The organism is Dysgonomonas sp. BGC7, assembly GCF_001261735.1.
In the GTDB taxonomy this organism is placed as follows: domain Bacteria; phylum Bacteroidota; class Bacteroidia; order Bacteroidales; family Dysgonomonadaceae; genus Dysgonomonas.
The window spans coordinates 83,811-107,463 of the sequence record NZ_CVRP01000010.1; the positions used below are offsets into that span (position 1 = coordinate 83,811).

A 23,653-nucleotide genomic window follows, 5' to 3' on the forward strand; every position below is an offset into this window, starting at 1 on the left:
ATATATAATATGATCGTATGAATACATTAAAAAAACTACAACACTACATGGGTAGCCGAAAGATACTTCTTCCTGTATCCATGTTGCTTTCCGCACTTAGTGCATTGGCGGGTATGTTACCCTTTATTTCTATTTGGCTCATAGTCAAAAGTCTTTTGGAAACGGGAGGTATTCCGGGCGAAGATGTAACAACCTATGCTTGGTGGGCTGCCGGATCGGCAGCCGGAGGTGTTATCCTATACTATGCTGCTTTGATGTCGTCACATCTTGCAGCATTCAGAGTGGAGTCTAACATACGAAGCGAAGCTATGCAAAAAGTTATAAAGATGCCTCTCGGATTTTTCGATACTAATACCAGCGGTCGTATTCGGAAAATAATAGATGACAATGCAAGTATTACCCATAGCTTTCTGGCTCATCAGCTACCCGATCTTGCTGCTACAATAATAATTCCTGCTGTATCTATTATCCTCATATTTATTTTCGACTGGCAGCTTGGAATAGCATGTATGATACCCATTATAATTTCTTTTATACTTATGACATCTATGATGGGAGGTAAATCCCAGCAATTTATGAAAAACTATATGACTTCGCTCGAAGAAATGAATACCGAAGCCGTGGAATATGTAAGAGGAATTCCTGTGGTCAAAGTTTTTCAGCAGACAATCTATTCATTTAAGAACTTTCATAAGGCAATTATGAGTTACAATCATATGGTGTATGGCTATACTATCATGTGGAAGCAACCGATGTCGTTATATACAGTAATCATCAATGGATTCGTTTTCTTTCTGGCTCCTGTATGTATTTTATTGATCGGTTATTCAGGGAATTATACTTCTGTTTTACTTAATTTCTTTTTGTTTGTTCTGGTAACTCCTGTCTTCTCTCAGAGTATTATGAAAAGTATGTATCTGGAACAGGCTTTCGGACAAGCAAGTGAAGTAATGGAGCGGCTTGATAACCTGACATCCTTTGCCAATCTCTCTGTTTCTGCGAATCCCCGAAAAATAGAAAAATATAATATAGTATTTAATAAAGTCTCATTCACTTATCCCGATGCTGTCCAAAAGGCTATTGATGAGATAAGTTTTAGTATTCCGGAAGGGAAAACAGTCGCTTTAGTTGGAGCTTCGGGAAGCGGAAAAACAACGATTGCCCGTCTTATACCCCGTTTCTGGGATGCAGGTGAAGGACAAGTGTCCATCGGAGGCCTTGATGTAAAAGATATTGATTCGGATGACTTGATGGATAAAATTTCTTTTGTGTTTCAGAATACGAAACTTTTTAAAACAACATTATTGGAGAATATAAAATATGGTAATCCAAATGCAACAATAGATGAGGTAAATCTGGCTGTGGATATGGCTCAATGCCGCGAGATAATAGACAAACAACCTTTAGGCTTACAAACCAAAATTGGGGTAGAGGGAACTTATCTGTCGGGAGGAGAACAGCAGCGTATCGTTTTGGCTCGTGCTATCTTGAAGAATGCACCGATTGTAGTATTGGACGAGGCTACAGCATTTGCAGACCCCGAAAATGAACATTTGATACATAGAGCTTTGAAAGAGCTGACAAGAGGAAAAACAGTCTTGATAATCGCCCATCGCCTAACCAGTATTGCAGATGCGGATAATATTTTGGTAATAGACAAAGGACAAATCGCAGAACAAGGATCACATACCGAACTGCTCAACAGACAAGGAATTTATTTACATATGTGGAACGAATACCAGCAATCGGTTTGCTGGACAATAGGAAAGGAGGCACACAATGCTTGATATGATAAGACAACGTTTTGCTCTGTCGGTTAAAGGAGCTAAAGATTTTTGTAAAGGAGTATTTTTCACAACTCTTTTAGATATAGCATTGATGTTACCTGCTGTATTTACTTTCGTTTTTCTCGAAGATTACCTTCGTCCGATACTTAACCCTTCGGGAAGTGTAATACATGGAATAGCTTATTACATTGTTCTTGCTCTTATTTTTATGCTGGTCATGTATGTTATAGCTCTTTGGCAATATCAAAGCACTTTTACCAGTGTGTACGAAGAAAGTGCAAACCGCCGCATATCGTTGGCCGAAAAATTGAGAAAACTTCCCTTAGCTTTCTTTGGCGAAAAGAATCTATCGGATCTTACATCTACTATTATGGACGATTGTACCGATTTGGAGCATACATTCTCACATGCTGTGCCACAACTTTTTGCGTCGATAATCAGTATTATACTTATTGCTATCGGAATGTTTTTCTACAATTGGCAATTGTCTCTGGCTCTATTTTGGGTTGTACCCTTAGCATTTGCAATTTTGTTAATAGCCAAAAAGAAGATACGTAAAGATTTCGGAGATAATTATCTGGATAAACGAAATGTAAGCGAACACATACAAGAGGGCTTAGAAGCTGTTCAGGAAATAAAATCTTACAATCAGGAAGCAGATTATCTGGGAAAATTGGATGAAAAAATAAAAAAATACGAGAAGAGTCAGACTACCGGTGAATTGATGACAGGAGTTCTTGTAAACGGAGCGCAAAGTTTGCTGAAACTCGGATTGGCTAGTGTAATTATTGTTGGAGCTAAATTATTGGCAACAGGCGATGTAGACCTATTTACATATCTTATTTTTATGGTAATAGGTTCGAGGATATATGCTCCTGTATCGGAAGTTTTTAATAATCTGGCTGCTTTGTTCTATCTTGACATCCGTATCAACCGAATGAATGAAATGGAAGCATTACCAATTCAGCAAGGGAACACAGACTTTAACCCTTCCGATTATAATATTGAGTTTAATGATGTTACTTTTTCTTATGAATCGGGTAAACAGATATTGAAAGATATTTCTTTCACTGCCCGACAGGGTGAAATTACTGCATTGGTCGGTCCATCGGGTAGTGGAAAAAGTACGGCAGCCAAACTTGCTGCTCGTTTTTGGGATATTCAATCGGGGAAGATATTACTGGGTAAACAGGATATTAGTCTCGTTGAACCTGAAACTTTACTGAAAAATTATTCAGTAGTCTTTCAGGATGTAGTTCTTTTCAATGCTTCTGTTATGGATAATATCCGGATAGGCAGGCGAGATGCCAGCGATGAAGAAGTGATGTGTGCAGCACAGCTTGCCCAATGCGACGAATTTGTTCGTAAAATGCCACAGGGCTATCAAACCGTAATAGGCGAAAATGGTGAGACGCTTTCGGGTGGAGAGCGTCAGCGGGTATCCATTGCCCGAGCTTTGTTGAAGGATGCTCCTATTGTTTTGCTGGATGAAGCTACAGCCTCACTTGATGTAGAGAACGAAACGAAAATACAAACTGCTATTTCGGAGCTCGTACGGAATAAAACTGTTTTAATCATCGCTCATCGTATGCGAACAATTGCTAATGCTGATAAAATCATTGTATTGGATAATGGAAGTATTGCTGAAATGGGTACACCTGATGATCTGAAAAATAAAAATGGTATTTTCTCTCAAATGGTAGAAAAACAAATGGCGACATAATTAATTTTCTATACCCCTACTATGATAGGATATGCTATAGCGTAAAATATGAGAAAAGTTCTAAAAGTAAAATGAAACTGATACTTTTGGAGCTTTTCTTTTGTAAATAAGAAGATTATATTATAAAACTGTACAGTGAGCAAGATTAGTTATCTTAAATGCTTGCTATAAATAAACATATAAATATCCTGAGCTTATTTGGCATATTCTTTACGGCCGTCCTCGTACATATTATTACCAAAAGAATCTATAGCAACAATAACAGGTAGTTTATTAACGATTAGTCTTCTCACGGCTTCCGTTCCAAGTTCTTCGTATGCAATGATTTCAGCTTTTTCTACACATTTACCCATCAGAGCGGCGGCTCCACCTATTGCGGCAAAATAAATACCATTATGTTTTACAATACTGTCTACAACCTCTTTGCTTCTCAGCCCTTTGCCAATCATTACTTTTAGCCCCTGTTCTATAAGTTTTGGTGTATATAAATCCATTCTGCCGCTGGTAGTAGGGCCTACCGATCCAATAGGTTTACCCGGTTTTGGAGGACATGGGCCTGCGTAATATATAGCTGCACCATTAAAGTCGAAAGGCATTGTTTCTCCCCGATCGAGTAGTTCGCACATCTTTTTATGTGCTGCATCGCGGGCAGTATATACAATTCCCGATATATAGACCATATCACCGGATTTCAGGCTTTTTATTATATCGTCAGTAAAAGGTGTTGTAATCTCTATTCTTTTATTTTCCATAACCAAATTGCTTATAAATTACCTTCTGCGTGTCTCGTTGCATGACAACCAATATTTACGGATACAGGAAGTCCTGCTATATGAGTAGGATAGGTGAGGATGTTTACACTGAGGGCGGTTGTTGTTCCTCCAAATCCTGCTGGGCCTATTCCTAACGAATTGATCGACTCCAGAAGTTCAGCTTCCAGTTGGGCAAGCATTGAATTCTCATTGTGTTCGCTGACAGGTCTGAGTAAGGCTTTTTTGCTCAGATATGCACTTTTTTCCATTGTTCCGCCAATACCAATGCCAACTATAATTGGTGGACAAGGATTTGCTCCGGCTTCCGATATTGTATTTAAAACAAAGTCTTTCACTCCCTCTATACCCTGACTTGGCTTCAACATCCTAAGCTGACTCATATTTTCACTACCAAATCCCTTTGGAGCTACCACTATATTAAAAGTATTGCCTTCTACTATGTCGTAATGAATAACCGCCGGCGTATTGTCTTTCGTATTCACTCTGTCTAAGGGATCTTTTACAACGGATTTACGCAAATAACCTTTCTCGTAACCTCTTCTTACACCTTCGTTTACAGCCTTTTCAAGAAGTTGTCCTTCAATGTGCACATCTTGTCCTATAGTAACAAATACAACAGCCATACCCGTATCTTGGCAGATAGGGCTGGTCTCACTCTTTGCAATTTCTGCATTTTCAATCAATGTCCCTAAGATTTCTTTGCCTAAACTGGATTTTTCTTTCGATCTACAATTATTCAAACAGATAAAAATATCTTCAGTCAGGTTGCAATTCGCTTCTATACACAGTTTCTCTACAAGATTGGTTATATCATCGGCCTGTATCGTTCTTATCATTTAGCTTTGTCTTTTTAAGAAATGAATCGTATTTAGATTTCGTATGTCAATATTGTCATCATCACTCAGGCAGCCAACAAGACAATATGTATTTGTTTTGGGATCTTCTATAAACCTTCTGATAAAAGAAAAATGCTCCACTTCTGACGTATTCCTTATATGGAAGCGAGGCCCATCACATTTAACAATTACATCTCCTATCATAATATGATCTTCATCGTAATAACTGACATCGAGATTTTCTGAAAGTTTTTGTTTTACCCTTTCCGATAATTTGGCAAAGTCAAGATCTACTTCCTTTATAAATTTCAGTACAAACCCGTTTCTCATATCAGAACTATAGAACAGGTTACTACTTATACCAAATTCTGTATTCAGTATAAGTATTGTTATGTCCTCGATTGTATGTGCTACTTTACGATACCAAAGAGAATCGTGCACTATATCATAAATACTCTTAGGCAAAGGGCCGAAAATACTGGGACGAGTGACAATGATTTCTTCTCCGATACCTACAATAATATCGGCATTGATACCCAAAGCAGGAAATAGCAGGTCGAAGTGTTCGATAATAATTCTACGTTTTCTTTCCAGTATTTTTTTTACAAAATCTACAATTTCGTGCATCTGAGTAAATGCTACTTGAAAGCGCATATCTATGTGATATGTAGTTGAATCATATATATCCTCTGCCAAATCTCTTACCTGCATTATCTTTCGGGGATTCAAAGTGTCATCATCGTTCGACAATTCCAGTCCCGGAAACATCCCTTTGATAAGAGATGATTTTCCAGAACCGGCATCTCCTACAATACCTATAAGGCGATCGTTGTAGTGCAGATGACGTTGCGATATTTGCTCCCCCAAGAAAAGTAAGCGTTCCCTCCCTCGAGGAGCAAAGTATTGAGAAAAGACAGAATATTCCTGTATGAGATTACGCATAATAATTTATAAATGAAATTTATAGTTCATTAGTGGCGAATGCTGCTGAGCACCATATACATCTGTTTCGCCCAAAGCTCCTGACGGAATAGGACGTACTATTGTTATTTTTACAGCTTTTGCCGGATCAAAATATACCAGATTGATAATGTTTGACAACGGTATGTTGTATAACTTGGCAAATGACTGCTCGTTAATTGCATTGGCTACTTTCACTTTGTTATACATTTCAAAGTCCTTGAATATTACGTCAAAAGTAAGTTCGTAAGGCCCTGAATTTTTACTTCGTATAACCGATGCTACATCTATTAATTTATATTCCATAACTTCTTCTTTTAATTACCGTCTACAAACTGCTTATATGAAATGGGAAAATACTTTACAGGATCTTCTACTTTCATCAAGTGATATATATTGAATTCGTAAACTTCTCCTACCTTACAGTCGGATGGTGAAAATGGAAATGCCAAGTTTCCGGCAGTAGAAATACGTCCTTCGTATCCAAAATGAAGCATTGTGCTGCGGGCAAATCCACAGATAGTATCGGCCTGATCTTGTGTTGCAGCAACAGCCTCTATTACGATAGCTAGTTCATGGGCCACACGGTTATCTATGCCGGGAAATAATCCCATAACTCCGTTCTTTCCGTATATTTTAAAGTCGAGAAAGAAATCTTTGATACCATAGCTTTCAAAATTGTTTACAACCCTATCTTTTACACTTTGTACAATCTCGTCTATTTTTTCTATCATCACAGAGTCTTTTACTGCTGCAACAGAAATAGTTCTGTAACCAACTTTTTTCACACCCTCAAGTTTTACAAAATACTCCTTGGTTGGAACAAACTTGCTTCCTGTTACTTTCACTTTATTGTCACTTATCTGAGTAAATTCACAGTTGTGTAAGTCGATAGCTCCTCCGGGACCCGGAAGTATATAGGGATTTGTTTTTTCGTACAATGTGTGTGCTGCCACAGAGAGGGTAGTACATTTGCGCAGAGGCGACAACGGCTCCAGCACAAAGTTGTCTTTTTGTAAATAGCCGAACATACAGTCGCTACCGCTACCGGGAAGCGCCGCAATGGAGGCACATTCTAATATTTTGCCCAGATGTATTGCCAGTCCTTTGTCGAATCCTTCTTTTATGGCCAATGCTGCAAAAACAGATGGGTCGTATGATCGGCCGGCAAGGATAACATTAGCTCCATTTTCTAATGCTTTGATGTATGGTTCTTCGCCCATCTGTGCAACTATACGTACTGCTTCATCCACATCTTTTTCGATAATAGGCTTTGCCGGATGCAGAGGCTCTACATTTCCTTCTGCCAGTTTCTTCTTTATAAGCTCTTTGTCAAGCTCCGATTGTATGACAGCAAACTTGAAGGTCAGCTTTTTCTCCTGAGCTATCTCTTCTATTATTTTTATACAAAATTCTACGTGAGGTCGACCACCACATCCTCCACCTGTGCCTATAATGACAGGTATGTTGGCTTCTATAGCGGCGGGTATCATTATTTCGAGGTCTCTTTTTACTGAGTTGTAGTCGGTAAAAGACTTTTCTGCACCCAGATAATAAGGTCCCGGATCGGTTGATCCGGCATCTACAGCAATAACATGAGGTTTACGTTTCATACCTTCGGAGAAGGATTCCATCGGAAACCCATATCCAAGTATTGCTGTCGGTGAAAGGATTCTTATTTCTTCCATTAGGTATTGCTTTATGATTATTACAATTTATTTTTAAGGGCTAATATGCGTTGCATTTCGTTATACACAAGCATATAACCTTCATCTACTCCCATTCCCGGTTTAGCTAATATTTGTATAGGATTAGTAGCCATTGCTATATGGGCACATATTTCGGTAGAGCGGTTAGTTTCGTTGCAGGTTCCTCCCAAGTAAGCACCCATATTGTTTTCTTTACAATAGATAACAGCTTCTATAGAATTGTTGATACCTCCCAGATCGGGTGTTTTTATCTGAGCCATATGACCGGCTTTGCGCATTGCAAAGTCTCTGATATCTTCCAGTGTATTGCACCATTCGTCTGCTACTATCTCTACTTTTGATCCTTTAGAGTCAAGTAAACGACGAATAGAACTCAATGCTTCTATCTGCGCTTCCTTTTCTCCCATATCTACAGGGCCTTCTACTCTGAGCCTGAAAGGAGAGGCTATCTTTTCCAGAGAGATTATATAATCTGCTATTTTCTCAAAATTATTGTCGAATACGATTCCTAGTGTTCCATATACATCTATATGTAAAACAGGGTTGTATGACTCGTAAGGTTTAAACTTGAGAATCCGTTTTCTAAGCCATTCGAGATAAGCTTTGATTTTTTCGCCTTCCAACCCTACTTTTTCTTCTACATGATTGAAAAGTGCATGTGGCAGAACATCGGCACCCTTCATTATCATTTTGTCGGCATTGTTGTACCTGTCATCTCCCGATTGAGAAAATATAGGAGTGATTGAGTCAGCTATCTGAGTGCCATACTCTTCGGCTATCACTTGAGCCATTAGTTTCGATTTGCTTTTGGCTACAGCATCAAGACAGGCTTGTGTTACTCCGTAGCGGATAGCTGTATGGTATACTTTTCCGGTCGATGGATTGATATGTTTATCTATAATATCAGCCAACTGGCGAAATGATGTTATTTCTTTTCCTTTATATAGTGGAGCAATTTCTTTCTCGATAATAGGAATGAAGTCTTTTGCCAAAAATAAAGGATCTCTCCCTGCTGCTCCCGAATATTGTACAGCAGCGCAGTCGCCATGAGCTATAGCTCCGTTTTCTAGAATAAACAATACAGAAATAGATTCGCCGGCTTGTCTTACTGAAGTAAAACCTTCTGTAACAGGTGTTCCTTTATAGAAAGAACCATCATTTTTAGCTCCTGCTTTGATTGCTTTTTGATCGTCAAAGTAAAAACCTGTTTTTCCCTGAGCGCATACTACATCTACAATTTTCATAGTTATATGTTTTAAGTTTGTTATTTATGGTCACTGGGTCTTCCTACAAGAAATCCTTTTCCTATCGCATATACGTCATCTATAACCATCTGAAAGCTAATAGCTCGTTTTTCGTAGGCTGCTCTTTCTTCTAGTTTTTGTCGGTGAAATATGCGAAGGTCGTCTGTTAAAGGAATATTACCCGGATCGAGGAAGCGTATTGCTCCGGAATTGTCTCGTGCAGGCATTACTTTACCCGCATTGAATTTACTCGGAGCAAAAGGTACATCTATTACACCTGCTTCGAATGCAGCAATAGTTCCTTTTGCATAGTCTCCTTTTCCGAATTCTTCTACTTTATCTAAGATACATTTCATTTCCTGTTCGATAATCCGGCTTTCTGATATTACGGCCGGTATGTCTACAAAGCTTTGATCTTTGAGCATTGAAGTTAATTGTCTTGTAGCTTTCAGCCCTGCCGCATTAGCCTCTTTAGTAGGCACACCCATTGCTTCGTGAGGAGTTTTTACTATAACCTTTGTTGCTCTGGCCAATACGGCAGCCGCAGCACCCCATGAGATAACAGCAAAAGATTTGGATTCGTCTTGCGGAAAGCCTCCCATCCATTGATGAAATACTGTTGTAACCTTAACGTCATGGAATCCAAAACGATCAAGGTATATTCTTGTCAAATTATTAAGAGATCTTATGGCAGCAACATCCTGTATGAGGTTGCCACATTGCCCATAACCTACAGTGATGTCCTTGACTCCTTGTGTTGCAGCCAATAGAGCTTCTATTACAGCTACAGAGTTAGATATACATGGAGGTACCAATGTGCCGGTGAGAGGGCCGAAAGGTTCTCTGTTGATAGAAATACCTGCTTCTTCATACAGCCCTATTAGTCGATCGGAATATTGCCAATGGGCTATTGTTTTTTCCAGTGAATGGTTTTTAGAGTAAGGGATGTTGTAAGATATACCACCGCCTTCGTATGACGTAAACCCTCCCGCAATGGATATTTCTGTCAAAAGTCTGGCGTCAGGGGTTCCGTGACGTACTTGTACTGGACTCTTAAGCGAAGAGGTAACAGTTCTACATATATCTACTCCATAGTTTACGGCAGGAAATCCATTGAGCATAGAACGTCCACTTTCTTTACTCTTTTCTATACCTATTTCAGCTTCTTTATATCTGTTGAGGCGGGTATAGCTATCTATAGTGCTTGGCAGCAGGTCTGCTTCTCCCTCTGTTTCCAGATATTGTAAAAGTTTGATGTGTTCGGTGTAGAGGGCTACTCCGGCACGAGGCTGAATCAGTGTGATTCCTTCTTTCTTCGCTTTTTCCATCTTATCTCCGAATCGTTTTCCTATCGGGATGGAATTTTGATATTTCACTGCCTCGTCAAAATCTACATTTTTACCTGTAGGCCATTGTTCAAGCACTTCTTTGCGCTCGGCAAAGAAGTTGTCATTAGAAAGTTTTACGTTTTTAATTTCCATTTTTTTAACCCCTCCACAGGTTATATTAGTTGTGTTTCTTTTTTTATTAAATCTAATGCTAGATCGGGATCTACGATGCTTAAGAGTCCCATTGAGGCAAAAATATATTTCTTGTCGAGCATATATTGGGGACTCTTGGGTCTCATGCAATTATATTTTTTAGGATTGTATTTTACTCCGTCTAGAATTTTAGCTGGCTGATGACTGTTTATAATAGCTCCCCCTATACCTATAACCAAAGGGATATCAGATAAGTCTTTTCCTATGATTGAATATATTTCGCCGATGGGTGAGTAGGTACTTTCCCAATATCCACAATGTCTTTCTACTGCAATACTCACAGCTTCTCTGGCAAGAGATTCTTCTATAAGATGCTCTTTGGAGTTGCTTTCTGTTATTGTATTAGGATTGTTTGTACAAAAGGCAACCCAATCTGCTACTTCTTTTTTACCTATTCCTGTTTCTGTCTCGAATGTGTCAATATCAAGTTCGCTAAATAGAGAATTTAGACTGTATCTCATGCCTAAATCACCTTCTACAGTGCGTTTGCTGAAAGGTTCAGGCAAACCTTTTACAAGCATATTTTCCATTGTAGGATCACCTTTAGCCATAGAGTAAATGTCGGTAGTAGCGCCTCCTAGGTCAATAGCCATAAATTCTCCTATGCCTGCATTTGTCTTAGTACCCTTGCTTAGCAATTCGCATGCGTTCATTACAGCCAAAGGTGTTGGTATAACTTCTCCTGCTGATATTTTTTGTATAGCAGCTAGGCCTTTTGCTTCTACTATTTTTTTTATAAATAATTCTTTGATAGCCTTTCTTGCCGGTTCAATCTCAAGCTTGTTGAATGATGGCATAACATTATCTGTTATAATGTAATCTTTTTCCGATTTTTTAAATATGGTGTCCAGCTCATGTGATGCACTTTTGTTTCCTGCAATTATAATAGAGAAGTCCCGGTTTATTTCGCACAAGCGTTTTGCATTAGAAATAATAACATCTTTATTTCCTCCGTTCGTACCTCCACAAAGAAGTATCAGATCCGGATCTATATTATATATTTCGTCTTGTTCTGTTTTGGAAATCTCGAACGAGTAGGCTTTTACAACTTTCGCACCTGCACTAGAGGCCGCCATTTTAGCCGCTTTTGCAGTCAGTTCGGGTACAAAACCAAGCGCAACCATTTTTAAACCACCCCGAGCGCTACTGCAACAGAGTAATTGATCATAGTTAAATTTTCCGATCTTCGCTTCCAGACTTTGTAGTGCATTGTTAAATCCCACCATAATGTCGGTATCTATGGTGGTGAAGGCACTAGCTGTACCTAGTATCGAGTGTTTTTCGGAATCTATGACTGTTAGTTTTGTATATGTGCTTCCAAAATCAGCAGTCAGGTATTTCATTCAAATCAACTTAAAAGTTCATTCAAATCACTTATCGTTGTTTCAATTGTTGTTCCGGGAGGGTATGCTCTGGTAAACCCCATCGAGATGAAGCGTTTTTCAACGTCTGCAAAGTCTTGTTTTCCCACAACCAGATTTCCTCCGGCCAATAGAGGGATTTTCGTAAGACCTGCTTCCTCGCATTTTTCCCTCAGTCCATTACAGTCAATCTCTCCATGTCCATATAGGGAAGATACCACAATTGCATCGGCGTTTGTCTCTAGTGCTGCTGCAATAAATTCTTCTTGCGATACCATTACTCCAAGATTAATAATGTTAAATCCTGCATCTTCTAGTGCAAATGCCAGAATTTTATTGCCCACAGCATGTACGTCGGCCCCAATAACTCCTGTTACAATCGTTTTTTTCATAGCAAATGGTTATATTAGAACGGTTAATACGCATCAAAGATAGTATATATTATAATTAAAAAAATAAAAAATGGATTTATTTTGTGTCAAAATGATTTTTGTGCGCTACATCCAATTTGTCTTGATTTGTTTGTATTTTTATTCAATATTAGAGCCCTTTCTTTTACTTCTGTCTGAGGTGATGATTTGTCTTATATTTTATAAAATATCTTTATTGAAAGCAGAATCCATTTTTACAAATCCCGAACTTTATAAAAAAAATGTATCTTTGTCTAGTTTTACAAATTAATGCGTAATAGAACTCAAAATATATGCTTTTAACATCTTTATTTGAGAAATTAGGACGATATACACTTCTTATGCAAAAGGTTTTGGCTAAACCTCAGAAGTGGAATGTTTTTTTTCGTCAGTTTTTGGCTGAGGTCAATAAGCTTGGGGTAAACTCTATTTGGATAGTGATTATTATATCCTTTTTTATTGGAGCCGTTATTGTCGTGCAAATAAAATTGAATATCGATTCTCCGTTTATGCCACGCTATACTGTAGGGTATGTATCTCGGGAGATTTTGATATTAGAGTTTTCATCCACCATTATGTGTCTTATATTGGCCGGAAAGGTAGGTTCTAATATTGCCTCTGAAATAGGAACAATGCAGGTTACAGAGCAAATAGATGCTTTAGAGATAATGGGAGTTAATTCTGCTAATTATATTATTCTTCCTAAGATTATTGCTCTTATGGCTTTTATTCCTGTTTTGGTTATTTTAAGTATGTTTTTTGGAGTGATAGGCGGCTTTGGAGTATGTATATTAGGGGATGTGATGCCCGCAGATACATTTCAATACGGACTACAGTTCTTCTTTAAAGAATTTTATGTTTGGTATGCAATAATAAAAACTATAATATTTGCCTTTATTATTGCTTCTATTGCTTCTTTCTATGGCTATTCGGCCCGGGGTGGTTCTCTTGATGTGGGTAAAGCCAGTACAGACTCTGTAGTTATGAGTAGTATTCTTATCTTGGTTGCCGACTTATTACTTACACAATTGATGATGTCATGATAGAAGTAAAAAATCTTTATAAGTCATTTGATGGCAGAGAAGTTCTTAAAGATATAAGTATTCTTTTCGAAGCAGGAAAAACAAATCTGATAATAGGGCGAAGCGGATCGGGAAAAACAGTGTTACTTAAGAATCTGGTAGGACTTATGCGCCCCACTAGTGGACAAATACTGTATGATGGACGTGACCTGACCAAGATGAAACCACAGGAAGTGAAAGCTCTTCGCCAGGAAATGGGTATGATATTTCAAGGCTCAGCTTTGTTCGATTCTATGACTGTGTTCGAGAATGTAAACTTTCCGCTAATGATGTTTTCTTCAATGTCGAAGGCAGAGCAGGCTAAACGTACTCAATTTTGCCTCGAGCGTGTAAATCTTGCCGATGCCGGACATTTATATCCGTCGGAAATAAGTGGGGGTATGATGAAGCGGTCTGCAATAGCCAGAGCTATAGCTCTTAATCCAAAATATTTGTTTTGTGACGAACCAAACTCAGGGTTAGATCCACAAACATCTCTTGTTATAGATGACCTTATCCATGATATTACTAAGGAATATAATATAACGACTGTAATCAATACCCACGATATGAACTCCGTGATGGGGATAGGCGAACGTATAAATTATATAAAAGAAGGTAATCTGGAATGGCAGGGAACTAGTGGAGAAGTGATGAGTTCTACTAACGAAGATTTTAACGACTTCGTTTTTGCATCCGATCTTTTCAAAAAAGTAAAGGCCGCAGAAAATGCAGGCAATAAACTGACATAAATATAGGAAATGAAAATAATATCATATAACGTCAATGGCATTCGTGCTGCTGTAAGTAAAGGTTTGTACGACTGGTTGGAAAAAGAATCTCCCGACATTCTATGCCTACAAGAAATAAAAGCTATGGAGGAGCAAATAGATGTACTTACCATACAATCGCTCGGTTATCATTACTATTTTCATCCGGCAGAAAAGAAAGGCTATAGCGGAGTAGGAATCTTGACAAAGCGCAAACCTGATTTTGTAAAATCAGGTATGGACATGCCTGCTTATGATAGAGAGGGCAGAGTCTTGCGAGCCGATTATGGCGATATGACTGTTATTTGTGTTTATATACCGTCAGGAACAATGGGAGACGTACGTCAGGATGTAAAAATGAGTTTCCTTGCCGACTTCACTAATTTTATAAATGAACTAAGAAAAGAACGTCCGCAAATATTAATTTGTGGCGATTACAATATCTGCCATAAACCTATTGATATCAACCATCCGGAACGGCATACCAAAAGCTCAGGCTTCTTACCTGAAGAACGTCAATGGTTTGATGAGTTTGTAGATACAGGGTTGATTGATACATTCAGGGTATATGACCAAAGTGCTGAGAAATATACGTGGTGGAGTTATAGGGCAGGAGCCAGAGGCAAAAACTTAGGCTGGCGTATAGACTATCATTTGATATCGGAAGCTGCTAAGCCTCGTCTCAATGCTGCTCGTATTCTTAATGAAATTGACTTCTCAGATCATTGTCCTATCGTTGTTGAAATGGACTTTTGAACATTGTGTTTTCAAATATGGAGCAGAATAAAGAAGAAAATATAGGTGATAAAGAAGACAGACAAGAGAAAAACAATCCTTTCTTGTCGGGAGCAATCGGAGATATATTGGATATTCCAATAAATATCGTGAAAGAATCTCTTAATTTACCATCAACCAATAGTACTGCAAAGGATACAGTTGATGATACTAGTGTTTTTGATAATATATCAGAAACGATAATTTCAGTAAAGGATTCTATAGTAGAACATACAGGAGATATATTAGAGAACACTGTAAAGGTAGCAGGAGAAGCTAGTGGAAATATTGTAGACTCTATTGGGGACGCAATAAGCAATATAGATTTAATTAATAACTGATAATTTGTTATAAACAAATTGTATGGTTAATTTTGTCAACGAAAGCAATTTGGAATTGAACATATATCATTTCTTAGTGTTCAATAGGAGAGTAACGCTAAGAATTTAATTTTTAACAATAGCAAAATAATAATGGCCAATTTATTAAACATAAAAAACTTACATGCAAATATAGAAGGTAAGGAGATTTTGAAAGGATTGAACCTCGAAGTAAATGAAGGCGAAATTCATGCCATAATGGGACCTAACGGAGCAGGCAAAAGCACATTGGCTTCTGTGTTGGTAGGTAATCCAAGTTTCGAAGTAACCGAAGGTGAAGTGGACTTCAGAGGGCATGATTTACTTGATATGGATCCTGAAGACAGAGCTCGTGAAGGGCTTTTTTTAAGTTTCCAGTATCCTGTAGAAATTCCCGGCGTAAGCATGACAAATTTTATGCGTGCATCGCTAAATGAGATACGCAAGCACAAAGAACTTGAGCCTATTTCTGCATCAGACTTTTTGAAGATGATGCGTGAAAAACGAGAACTGGTGGAATTAGATAAAGACCTTGCCGGACGCTCTGTAAACGAAGGCTTCTCGGGTGGAGAAAAAAAACGTAACGAAATATTTCAGATGGCTATGCTGGAACCCAAACTGGCAATTCTGGACGAAACCGATTCTGGTTTGGATATAGATGCATTGCGTATAGTTGCAGCAGGTGTTAATAAGTTGCGTAGCAAAGACAATGCTACTGTAGTTATCACGCACTATCAACGTTTGCTTGACTATATCAAACCTGACTTTGTACACGTATTGTACAAGGGACGTATAGTGAAAAGTGCAGGCCCTGAATTGGCTCTGGAACTAGAAGATAAAGGTTACGATTGGATTATTAAAGAATTTCAGTAATGATAGAGACTCAATATATAGACATATTCACTCAATACAGAGATAAGATAGACCAAAAATCTGTAGCGGGCATGAATAGTCTTCGCGATAAGGCTTTGGAGGCATTCATTAGCCAGGGGTTTCCTACGAAAAAACTCGAAGATTATCTGTATCTCGATGTTGCAGCTGAATTTATACCCGATTTCGGACTCAACCTGAACCGTGTACCATTCAAAGGTAATCCTTATATTGCCTATAAGTGTGAAATCCCGAATCTTACAACAAATTTATATTTCGTACTCAACGACTTATTCCATACCGAAGATCAGCCGCATGTAAATTATCCTAAAGGAGTATTTGTAGGGCGTATGGCACAGTTTGCAGAAAGTCAGCCTGATGTGTTTGCTAAATATTACGGACAAATAGCAGATGTAAACAATAATGGCATCATTGCCTTTAATACAATGTTTGCTCAAGACGGTTTTGTCGTATATGTGCCTAAAGGAGTCGTTGTCGAAGAACCCATACAATTGATTAATATACTGAAAAGCGAGTTCAGCTATCTTGTAAACCGCCGTATTCTCATTATAGCAGAAGACGATGCTCAGATTAAACTTCTTTTGTGTGATCATACAGTAGACGATTCTCAGTTTTTGGCTACACAGGTAACAGAAATATACGCAGGAAAAAACGCGATTGTAGACTATTACGATTTGGAGGAAAACTCTGCGAAAGTGACACAGTTGACAAATACATTTGTATTACAGGAAGAGTCTTCCAATGTGCTGGTAAACAATATAACATTGAATACTGGGCGCAGTCGCAACAATTACAATGTAAAGCTTAACGGAGCACATGGAGAGGCTTATGTTTGCGGTATGGTTATTGCCGATAAAGAGCAATATGTAGACAATTTCGCATTTCTCGATCATGCCAAACCTCATTGCACGAGTACGCAGTTATTTAAATATGTGCTTCAAGACGATGCTGTAGGAGCTTTCTGTGGTCGCATTCTTGTAGAAAAAGACGCTCAGAAAACACAAGCCTATCAGTCAAATAACAATTTGTGCGTATCTCCTACATCTAAGATGTATGCAAAGCCCCAATTGGAAATATATGCCGATGATGTAAAATGTTCGCACGGACTGACTACCGGCCAGTTGGACGAAGAGGCTCTGTTCTATTTGCGTTCGCGTGGAATAGGTGTAGATCAGGCACGGCTTATGCTTATGCAAGCCTTTACAGCTGGAGTTCTTGAGCATGTTCGTATTCCCCGGCTAAAAGAAAGGTTAATTGATTTAGTCGAAAAACGCTTCAAGGGAGAATCTGCCCGTTGTGGAAACTGTGCAGTATGTAAATAAAATAACAAAAATGAACATAGAAAAGATAAGAGCCGATTTTCCTATACTCTCATCCTTTGTTTATGATAAGCCCCTTGTTTATTTAGATAATGGAGCTACTACTCAGAAACCAAGATGTGTGGTAGAAGAATTGGAGAATATATATTACACCACGAATGCCAATGTGCATCGTGGTGTACACTATTTAAGCCAGCGGGCAACCGATTTGGCGGAGGAAGCTCGTGTGACTGTGCAGCACTTTATAAACGCAGAGCATAGCAGAGAGATTGTTTTCACAAAAGGGACTACCGAATCTATTAATCTGGTAGCACATAGTTTTTGCAGTCAGTTCTGTAATAAAGGAGATGAAATTATCATTTCCGAAATGGAACATCATGCCAATATAGTTTCGTGGCAACTGCAAGAATCTATTAGAGGGATCACTCTTAAGGTAATTCCCATAAATGACAAAGGAGAGTTGGATTTAGAAGAGATGAAGAAGCTTATTTCTCCTAAAACCCGATTAATCTCTATAATGCATGTATCTAACGTATTAGGTACTATTAATCCTATAGAGGATATTATTGAGATAGCACATCGCAACGATATTCCTGTACTTGTAGATGCAGCGCAATCTGTACAACATATGGAAATAGATGTGCAAAAATTGGACTGCGACTTTTTAGTTTTCTCAGGACATAAAATTTACGGACCGAATGGGGTAGGGGTTCTTTATGGAAAAGAAAAATGGTTGAATCAAATGCCTCCCTATCAAGGAGGAGGCGAAATGATTAGTCAGGTGTCTTTTAAAGGTACTACTTTCAATGAGTTACCATTCAAGTTTGAAGCAGGAACACCCGACTATCCGGGAGTGATAGCTTTGGGCACTGCAATAAATTATATAAAAAAAATAGGGCTCGACTCAATAAAAGTATATGAAGATGAGTTATTACAGTATTGTACTGATAAATTGATGCAAATAGAAGGAATTCGTATATTTGGAACGTCAGATAAAAAAAGTAGTGTCGTATCCTTTCTTGTAGGCAATATTCATCATTACGATATGGGAATGCTTCTTGATAAGATGGGGATAGCTGTACGTACCGGTCATCATTGTGCTCAACCGCTTATGGATGTGCTTGGGATAGAAGGTACGGTAAGGGCATCAATAGCATTCTACAATACGAAAGAAGATATTGACAGATTAGTAGACGGAGTGAAGCGAGTGGTCGCAATGTTCGGTTAGTATTAGTCCTTTATCTCAAAAAAAACATAATAGTAAAAGTTTATTTTCAAATTATAAAAGCTTTGTGTAAATTTGCAAACTAATTTTTGAGTAGAATGAAAATCAGAATCCTGTGTACCTTATTACTAGCATTAGTATTAGCATCGTGTGGTGAATATAATAAAATATTGAAAAGCCGCGATGCAGAACTGAAATATACGTATGCTAAGAAATACTTTGACGAGAAAAAATATGGTAGAACCATAACTTTATTAGAAGAGGTACTCACCCCATATACAGGGTCTTCGAAAGAACAGGAAATACTCTTTTTGCTAGCTCAGGCTTATTTCCACGATAAAGATTATACTACAGCAACTCAGTATTATGCCAGATATTATAATAAGTTTCCTAAAGGAGACTATACAGAGTTGGCAAGGTATAATTCTGCCTATGGATTATACTTAGATTCTCCTGATGCCCGTCTCGATCAAACGAGTACAATCAGAGGAATTCAGGAATTTCAGCAGTTTTTAGAATACTTTCCTCAAAGTGAGAAAGCTCCCGAAGCGCAAGACTTAATGTTTAAGTTGCAAGAGAAATTAGCATATAAAGAATTTTTAGCTGCACGCCTTTATTACAATTTAGGTCTGTACATGGGTAACAACTATGAATCTTGTATTGTTACATCTCGCGAAGCCCTTAAAAGTTATCCTTTCTCTGTATTTGCAGAAGAATTTCAAATGTTGATTGTTCGTTCCAGATATGAGTTGGCATATTACAGTGTCGAAAACAAAAGAGATACCCGCTATAGAGAGCTATTGGATGAGCATTTCAACTATAAAAATATGTTCCCTAGCGGAAAATACACAAAAGAATCGGAAAAATATTATCGTCAGGCCCTAAAAATGTTGGGACAAGAGGTGGATAATATTACAAATGAAGCTGTACAACAAGAAATAAATAAATAAAGCAATATAATAATTTTAGAAAGTAATATGGATTACAGGAAATCGAACGCTGCCAGCAATACAGTAACAAGAGATATGATGAGCTTGTCAGAAGATACAGGAAATGTATATGAGACAGTAAGAATTATATCAAAGAGAGCTAATCAGATTTCTGTGGAGATGAAGCAGGATTTGGATAAGAAGTTGCAAGAGTTTGCTTCATACAATGATAATCTGGAAGAAGTTTTTGAAAACAGAGAACAAATAGAGATCTCTCGTTACTACGAAAAACTACCAAAGCCAAGCCTCATTGCTGCACAGGAATATACAGAAGGAAAACTTTATTATAGAAATCCGAATAAAGATAAAGATAACTTCTAAGATAAGAGAATGATACAACGTATACAGACTATATTTTTACTGATTGCGGCTTTATTGATGGGAATAGCTTCATTTTTTCCATTGATAGAGTTTGTAGGAAAAAACGATATAGTACAAGTCCTTTACTCGTGGGGTATAGGAACCGAATTAGGAAAGATATCGTATCCTACATGGGGTATATTGACATTCAGTATAATAGGGTTTTTAATGCCTGTAATTAATATTTTCTTATATAAAAAACGTAAGTTACAGATAAATATAGGTTGGCTGACTGTTGTCGCAATCGTCATCTACTATATTACTATGGCAGTCTATTTCTTATATTACATGAAAACGATAGTATCGGGATCGATGATACCATCCTGTCAGTTTGCATTAGTATTACCTTTTATAGCTCTTATATTTAATGTTTTGGCTATATTGAGAATAAAGAAAGACGAAAAACTTGTGAAATCGTTGAATCGCATACGTTAGTAATTATTTACAAAATACAGAGAAGCTGGATAGAAGATACTATCCAGCTTCTTTTTTTACATTATATTTGTTCATCATAAATAAAATCGTCATGGAAAAACTACCCGATATAAAAGCGTTCCGGTTCAAAGATACTTCATTTGCCAACTTAATGGCTAAGCGTATTTTCAATGTACTGTTAGTGGCAACAAAGTACGACTCTTTTATGCTGGAAGATGACGGACGGATAGATGAACAGATATTTAATGAATATACATCGCTCAATCTAAGTTATCCTCCACGGTTTACACAAGTAGTTACAGATGAAGAAGCTTTGAGAGAACTGGAAGAAAATCACTATGAGCTGATTATTCAAATGCCTAATATGGATGAGACTGATATGTTTGCAACAGCAAAGCATATAAAAAATCTATATCCTGAGATTCCTTTTGTAGTTCTCACTCCTTTCTCGAGAGAGGTAACGAAAAGATTGTCGAACGAAGATCTGTCCGGTGTAGATTATGTCTTTAGTTGGCTAGGAAATCCGGATTTGTTACTTGCTATAATAAAGCTAATGGAGGATGCCATGAATATAGAGCACGATACACAAAATGTAGGTGTTCAGGTCATTCTGCTTATCGAAGATTCTGTACGTTTTTACTCATCTGCATTACCTACGTTATTCAAGATAATAATGGAAGAGTCAAAGCAATTTTCGAAAGAGGCTCTGAACGATCATCAGCAGAAGCTACGCATGCGTGGACGGCCTAAGATTATGCTGGCACGTACTTATGAAGAGGCCGTTGAAATCTATTCTAAATACTATAATAATATTCTGGGTGTTGTCACTGATATGAGTTATTCTCACAATGGAGATAAGGATAAATTGGCTGGGTATCACTTTGCTAAATGGGTGAGAGCACAAAAAAGATTTGTACCTATTGTATTTGCTTCTTCCGAAATAGCAAATAAACCCTATGTAGATGAATTGGAGTGTGGATTCATTGATAAAAATTCAAAAAGCTTTCCCCGAGATCTGAAAAGACAGGTTATAAATAATTTCGGATTTGGAGATTTTATTATCATTAATCCTACAACTAAAGAGGAGATATTACGGATTCGGAATCTGAAAGATTTACAAAAAAATATATTTAGCATACCCGACGAATCGTTGGTATACCATCTTTCTCACGATCATTTTTCGAGATTTTTTTATTCCCGAGCTATGTTTTCTATGGCAGAGTGGCTCAAGAAAATAAATGTGAATGATTATAGTAGCATGGACGAGGCTCGTCAACTTATTTATGATATGATAATAAAATATCGTAAAGTAAAAAATTCGGGGGTAGTTGCTGTATATGATAGAGATCGTTTCGACGAATTCTCTAATTTTGCGCGAATGGGTGATGGATCTATAGGTGGAAAAGGGCGTAGCATAGCTTTTATGGATAATATTGTAAAAGAGCACCTAGAGCTGAATGAAGATAGTAATATTCCTGTAAAGATACCTCGTACTGTGGTTTTGTGTACCGATATATTTGATGAGTTTATGGAAGTGAATGATCTATATCCTGTGGCTCTGTCGGATAAGCCGGACGAAGAGATACTTCGTTACTTTCTCAAAGCAGGCCTTCCAGATAGTATGATTGAGGACTTTATGGCTTTTTTGGAAACAATAAATGCACCTATTGCCGTACGTTCTTCCAGTTTACTTGAGGATTCACATTATCAGCCATTCGCAGGAGTATATTCTACTTATATGATTCCGTTGATTGCTGATAAGTATGAGATGTTACGTTTGCTAAGTAAAGCAATCAAAGCAGTATATGCATCGGTCTTTTATAAAGATAGCAAGACTTATATGGCTGCAACTCAGAATCTCATAGATCAGGAGAAAATGGCAATAGTACTACAGGAGGCCGTGGGTACTACATATGGAGATCGTTTCTATCCTACTATTTCGGGTGTTGCCCGTTCTCTTAACTTTTATCCAGTAGGAAATGAAAAACCGGAAGAAGGAATCGCAAATATTGTATTGGGGTTGGGTAAATATATTGTAGAAGGTGGTGTTAGTTTAAGGTTCTCTCCTGCTCATCCTCACAATATAATACAATTGAGCAGCGTAGATTTGGCATTGAGAGATACTCAGCGTTTCTTTTATGCTCTGGATATGAAGGATATACAAAAAGAATTTTCTACAAATGATGGATTTAACCTATTGAAACTAAGCATAAAGGATGCTGAAAAAGATAATTCGATCAGATATATTTCCTCTACATACGATCCGGTTGATCAGGTAATATATGATGGTTATTATGATAGTGGGCGTAAAATAATATCGTTTGTTAATGTGCTTCAACATAATGTTTTCCCTTTAGCCGAAATTCTACAACAAATATTAGAAATAGGGCAAAAAGAGATGGGGCGCGCTGTTGAAATAGAGTTTGCTGCAGACCTTAAAGATAAAGGCGAAGGAAATTTTTATCTGCTACAGATCAGACCTATTGTTCAGAACAAAGAACTACAGATGGACGATTTATCCGAGATAGAGCCCAAAGAAGAGATTCTGCATTGCAACAATGCTCTTGGTCATGGCGTTTTTAACGATGTGTATGATATCGTCTATGTGAAAACAAAGAGCTTCGATGCAGCAAAGAATAATCAGGTTGCTGTTGAAATAGATAATCTGAATGCTGAATTTCTGAAAAAGAATACAAATTATGTGTTAGTAGGTCCGGGACGATGGGGGAGTAGCGACTCATGGTTGGGTATTCCTGTGAAATGGCCTCAGATATCCAATGTGCAGGTTTTGGTCGAGCTTGCTCTTGATAACTATAAGATAGAGCCGAGTCAGGGAACTCATTTTTTTCAGAATCTGACGTCATTTGGAGCAGGATATTTTTCTATCAATCCATTTATTTCGGATGGAGGTTTATTTGATGAAGCTTTTTTAGATAATCAACCTGCTGTTTTTGAGACAGAATATATCCGCCATATTCATTTTTCGAATCCTATAGTTGTTAAAATAAATGGAAAGAAGAAAATAGGGACTGTCCTTAAACCTGATAACAGCTATTTTAATAAAGATGTAAGTAATGGTGTCGATTTATAAGAGCTATATCTGAAAAGTCTTTAGTAAAAACAATA

The 23,653-nt window shown here is 37.7% G+C and carries 22 protein-coding genes; 13 read left to right on the forward strand and 9 right to left on the reverse strand.

Features of this window, described 5'->3' with window-relative positions; all coding sequences use genetic code 11:
* The first annotated feature begins 17 nt into the window (after positions 1-17).
* Positions 18-1,787, forward strand: a complete 1,770-nt coding sequence (locus BGC7_RS10260) for an ABC transporter ATP-binding protein (protein ID WP_050701504.1) — start codon at positions 18-20, stop codon at positions 1,785-1,787.
* Positions 1,780-3,510, forward strand: a complete 1,731-nt coding sequence (locus tag BGC7_RS10265) for an ABC transporter ATP-binding protein (RefSeq protein ID WP_050701505.1) — start codon at positions 1,780-1,782, stop codon at positions 3,508-3,510. The genes BGC7_RS10260 and BGC7_RS10265 overlap by 8 nt, the downstream gene beginning before the upstream one ends.
* 194 nt (positions 3,511-3,704) lie before the next feature.
* Here BGC7_RS10265 and BGC7_RS10270 read toward each other — a convergent pair whose 3' ends face one another.
* The 9 genes from BGC7_RS10270 to glmS are packed head-to-tail and all read right to left on the reverse strand — an operon-like array spanning position 3,705 to position 12,326.
* The gene (locus tag BGC7_RS10270) at positions 3,705-4,262 is read right to left on the reverse strand and encodes a Fe-S-containing hydro-lyase (RefSeq protein WP_050701506.1); all 558 of its coding nucleotides are present in this window, start codon (positions 4,260-4,262) and stop codon (positions 3,705-3,707) included.
* Positions 4,263-4,273: 11 nt separating this feature from the next.
* Positions 4,274-5,116 (reverse strand): fumarate hydratase, encoded by an 843-nt coding sequence (locus BGC7_RS10275; protein ID WP_050701772.1) that lies wholly within the window; start codon positions 5,114-5,116, stop codon positions 4,274-4,276.
* A 3-nt stretch (positions 5,117-5,119) separates the two neighbouring features.
* Positions 5,120-6,061 carry a hypothetical protein gene (locus BGC7_RS10280; protein WP_050701507.1) on the reverse strand — a complete coding sequence of 314 codons (942 nt, stop codon included), beginning with the start codon at positions 6,059-6,061 and terminating at the stop codon, positions 5,120-5,122.
* Between the two features lie 6 nt (positions 6,062-6,067).
* The gene (locus BGC7_RS10285; protein WP_050701508.1) at positions 6,068-6,385 is read right to left on the reverse strand and encodes a DUF4387 domain-containing protein; all 318 of its coding nucleotides are present in this window, start codon (positions 6,383-6,385) and stop codon (positions 6,068-6,070) included.
* A gap of 11 nt (positions 6,386-6,396) precedes the next feature.
* Positions 6,397-7,767, reverse strand: coding sequence for an acyclic terpene utilization AtuA family protein (locus BGC7_RS10290; protein ID WP_050701509.1), 1,371 nt, complete (start codon positions 7,765-7,767; stop codon positions 6,397-6,399).
* Between the two features lie 20 nt (positions 7,768-7,787).
* A complete protein-coding gene (locus BGC7_RS10295; RefSeq protein WP_050701510.1) occupies positions 7,788-9,032 on the reverse strand; it encodes a methylaspartate ammonia-lyase in 1,245 nt (414 codons plus the stop codon).
* Positions 9,033-9,052: 20 nt separating this feature from the next.
* Positions 9,053-10,513: a methylaspartate mutase subunit E gene (locus BGC7_RS10300; protein WP_050701511.1), complete on the reverse strand. Its 1,461-nt coding sequence runs from the start codon at positions 10,511-10,513 to the stop codon at positions 9,053-9,055.
* A 20-nt stretch (positions 10,514-10,533) separates the two neighbouring features.
* Complete coding sequence (gene glmL / locus BGC7_RS10305) at positions 10,534-11,916, reverse strand: methylaspartate mutase accessory protein GlmL (RefSeq protein ID WP_050701512.1); 1,383 nt, start codon at positions 11,914-11,916, stop codon at positions 10,534-10,536.
* Between the two features lie 5 nt (positions 11,917-11,921).
* Positions 11,922-12,326: a methylaspartate mutase subunit S gene (glmS, locus tag BGC7_RS10310; protein ID WP_050701513.1), complete on the reverse strand. Its 405-nt coding sequence runs from the start codon at positions 12,324-12,326 to the stop codon at positions 11,922-11,924.
* Positions 12,327-12,637: 311 nt separating this feature from the next.
* Between glmS and BGC7_RS10315 the strand changes: the two genes are divergently transcribed.
* The 11 genes from BGC7_RS10315 to BGC7_RS10365 all read left to right on the forward strand — a co-directional run bounded on the left by BGC7_RS10315 (position 12,638) and on the right by BGC7_RS10365 (position 23,618).
* The gene (locus tag BGC7_RS10315) at positions 12,638-13,387 is read left to right on the forward strand and encodes an MlaE family ABC transporter permease (RefSeq protein WP_050701514.1); all 750 of its coding nucleotides are present in this window, start codon (positions 12,638-12,640) and stop codon (positions 13,385-13,387) included.
* Positions 13,384-14,157, forward strand: a complete 774-nt coding sequence (locus BGC7_RS10320; protein WP_050701515.1) for an ABC transporter ATP-binding protein — start codon at positions 13,384-13,386, stop codon at positions 14,155-14,157. Before BGC7_RS10315 ends, BGC7_RS10320 begins: the two co-directional genes overlap by 4 nt.
* Positions 14,158-14,166: 9 nt before the next feature.
* Positions 14,167-14,931 (forward strand): exodeoxyribonuclease III, encoded by a 765-nt coding sequence (locus tag BGC7_RS10325; RefSeq protein ID WP_050701516.1) that lies wholly within the window; start codon positions 14,167-14,169, stop codon positions 14,929-14,931.
* Between the two features lie 17 nt (positions 14,932-14,948).
* A complete protein-coding gene (locus BGC7_RS10330; RefSeq protein WP_050701517.1) occupies positions 14,949-15,290 on the forward strand; it encodes a hypothetical protein in 342 nt (113 codons plus the stop codon).
* 132 nt (positions 15,291-15,422) lie between these two features.
* Positions 15,423-16,181 carry a Fe-S cluster assembly ATPase SufC gene (sufC, locus tag BGC7_RS10335; RefSeq protein WP_050701518.1) on the forward strand — a complete coding sequence of 253 codons (759 nt, stop codon included), beginning with the start codon at positions 15,423-15,425 and terminating at the stop codon, positions 16,179-16,181.
* On the forward strand, positions 16,181-17,521 hold the full coding sequence (gene sufD, locus BGC7_RS10340) for a Fe-S cluster assembly protein SufD (RefSeq protein ID WP_050701519.1): 1,341 nt from the start codon (positions 16,181-16,183) through the stop codon (positions 17,519-17,521). Before sufC ends, sufD begins: the two co-directional genes overlap by 1 nt.
* Positions 17,522-17,531: 10 nt before the next feature.
* Complete coding sequence (locus BGC7_RS10345; RefSeq protein WP_050701773.1) at positions 17,532-18,746, forward strand: aminotransferase class V-fold PLP-dependent enzyme; 1,215 nt, start codon at positions 17,532-17,534, stop codon at positions 18,744-18,746.
* 95 nt (positions 18,747-18,841) lie between these two features.
* The gene (locus BGC7_RS10350) at positions 18,842-19,693 is read left to right on the forward strand and encodes an outer membrane protein assembly factor BamD (RefSeq protein WP_050701520.1); all 852 of its coding nucleotides are present in this window, start codon (positions 18,842-18,844) and stop codon (positions 19,691-19,693) included.
* Positions 19,694-19,720: 27 nt separating this feature from the next.
* Entirely contained in the window at positions 19,721-20,053 is a 333-nt protein-coding gene (locus BGC7_RS10355; RefSeq protein WP_050701521.1) for a DNA-directed RNA polymerase subunit omega, read from the forward strand.
* A gap of 9 nt (positions 20,054-20,062) precedes the next feature.
* Complete coding sequence (locus BGC7_RS10360) at positions 20,063-20,527, forward strand: DUF4293 domain-containing protein (RefSeq protein WP_050701522.1); 465 nt, start codon at positions 20,063-20,065, stop codon at positions 20,525-20,527.
* Between the two features lie 91 nt (positions 20,528-20,618).
* Positions 20,619-23,618 (forward strand): PEP/pyruvate-binding domain-containing protein, encoded by a 3,000-nt coding sequence (locus tag BGC7_RS10365; RefSeq protein WP_050701523.1) that lies wholly within the window; start codon positions 20,619-20,621, stop codon positions 23,616-23,618.
* The last annotated feature ends 35 nt before the right edge of the window (positions 23,619-23,653 follow it).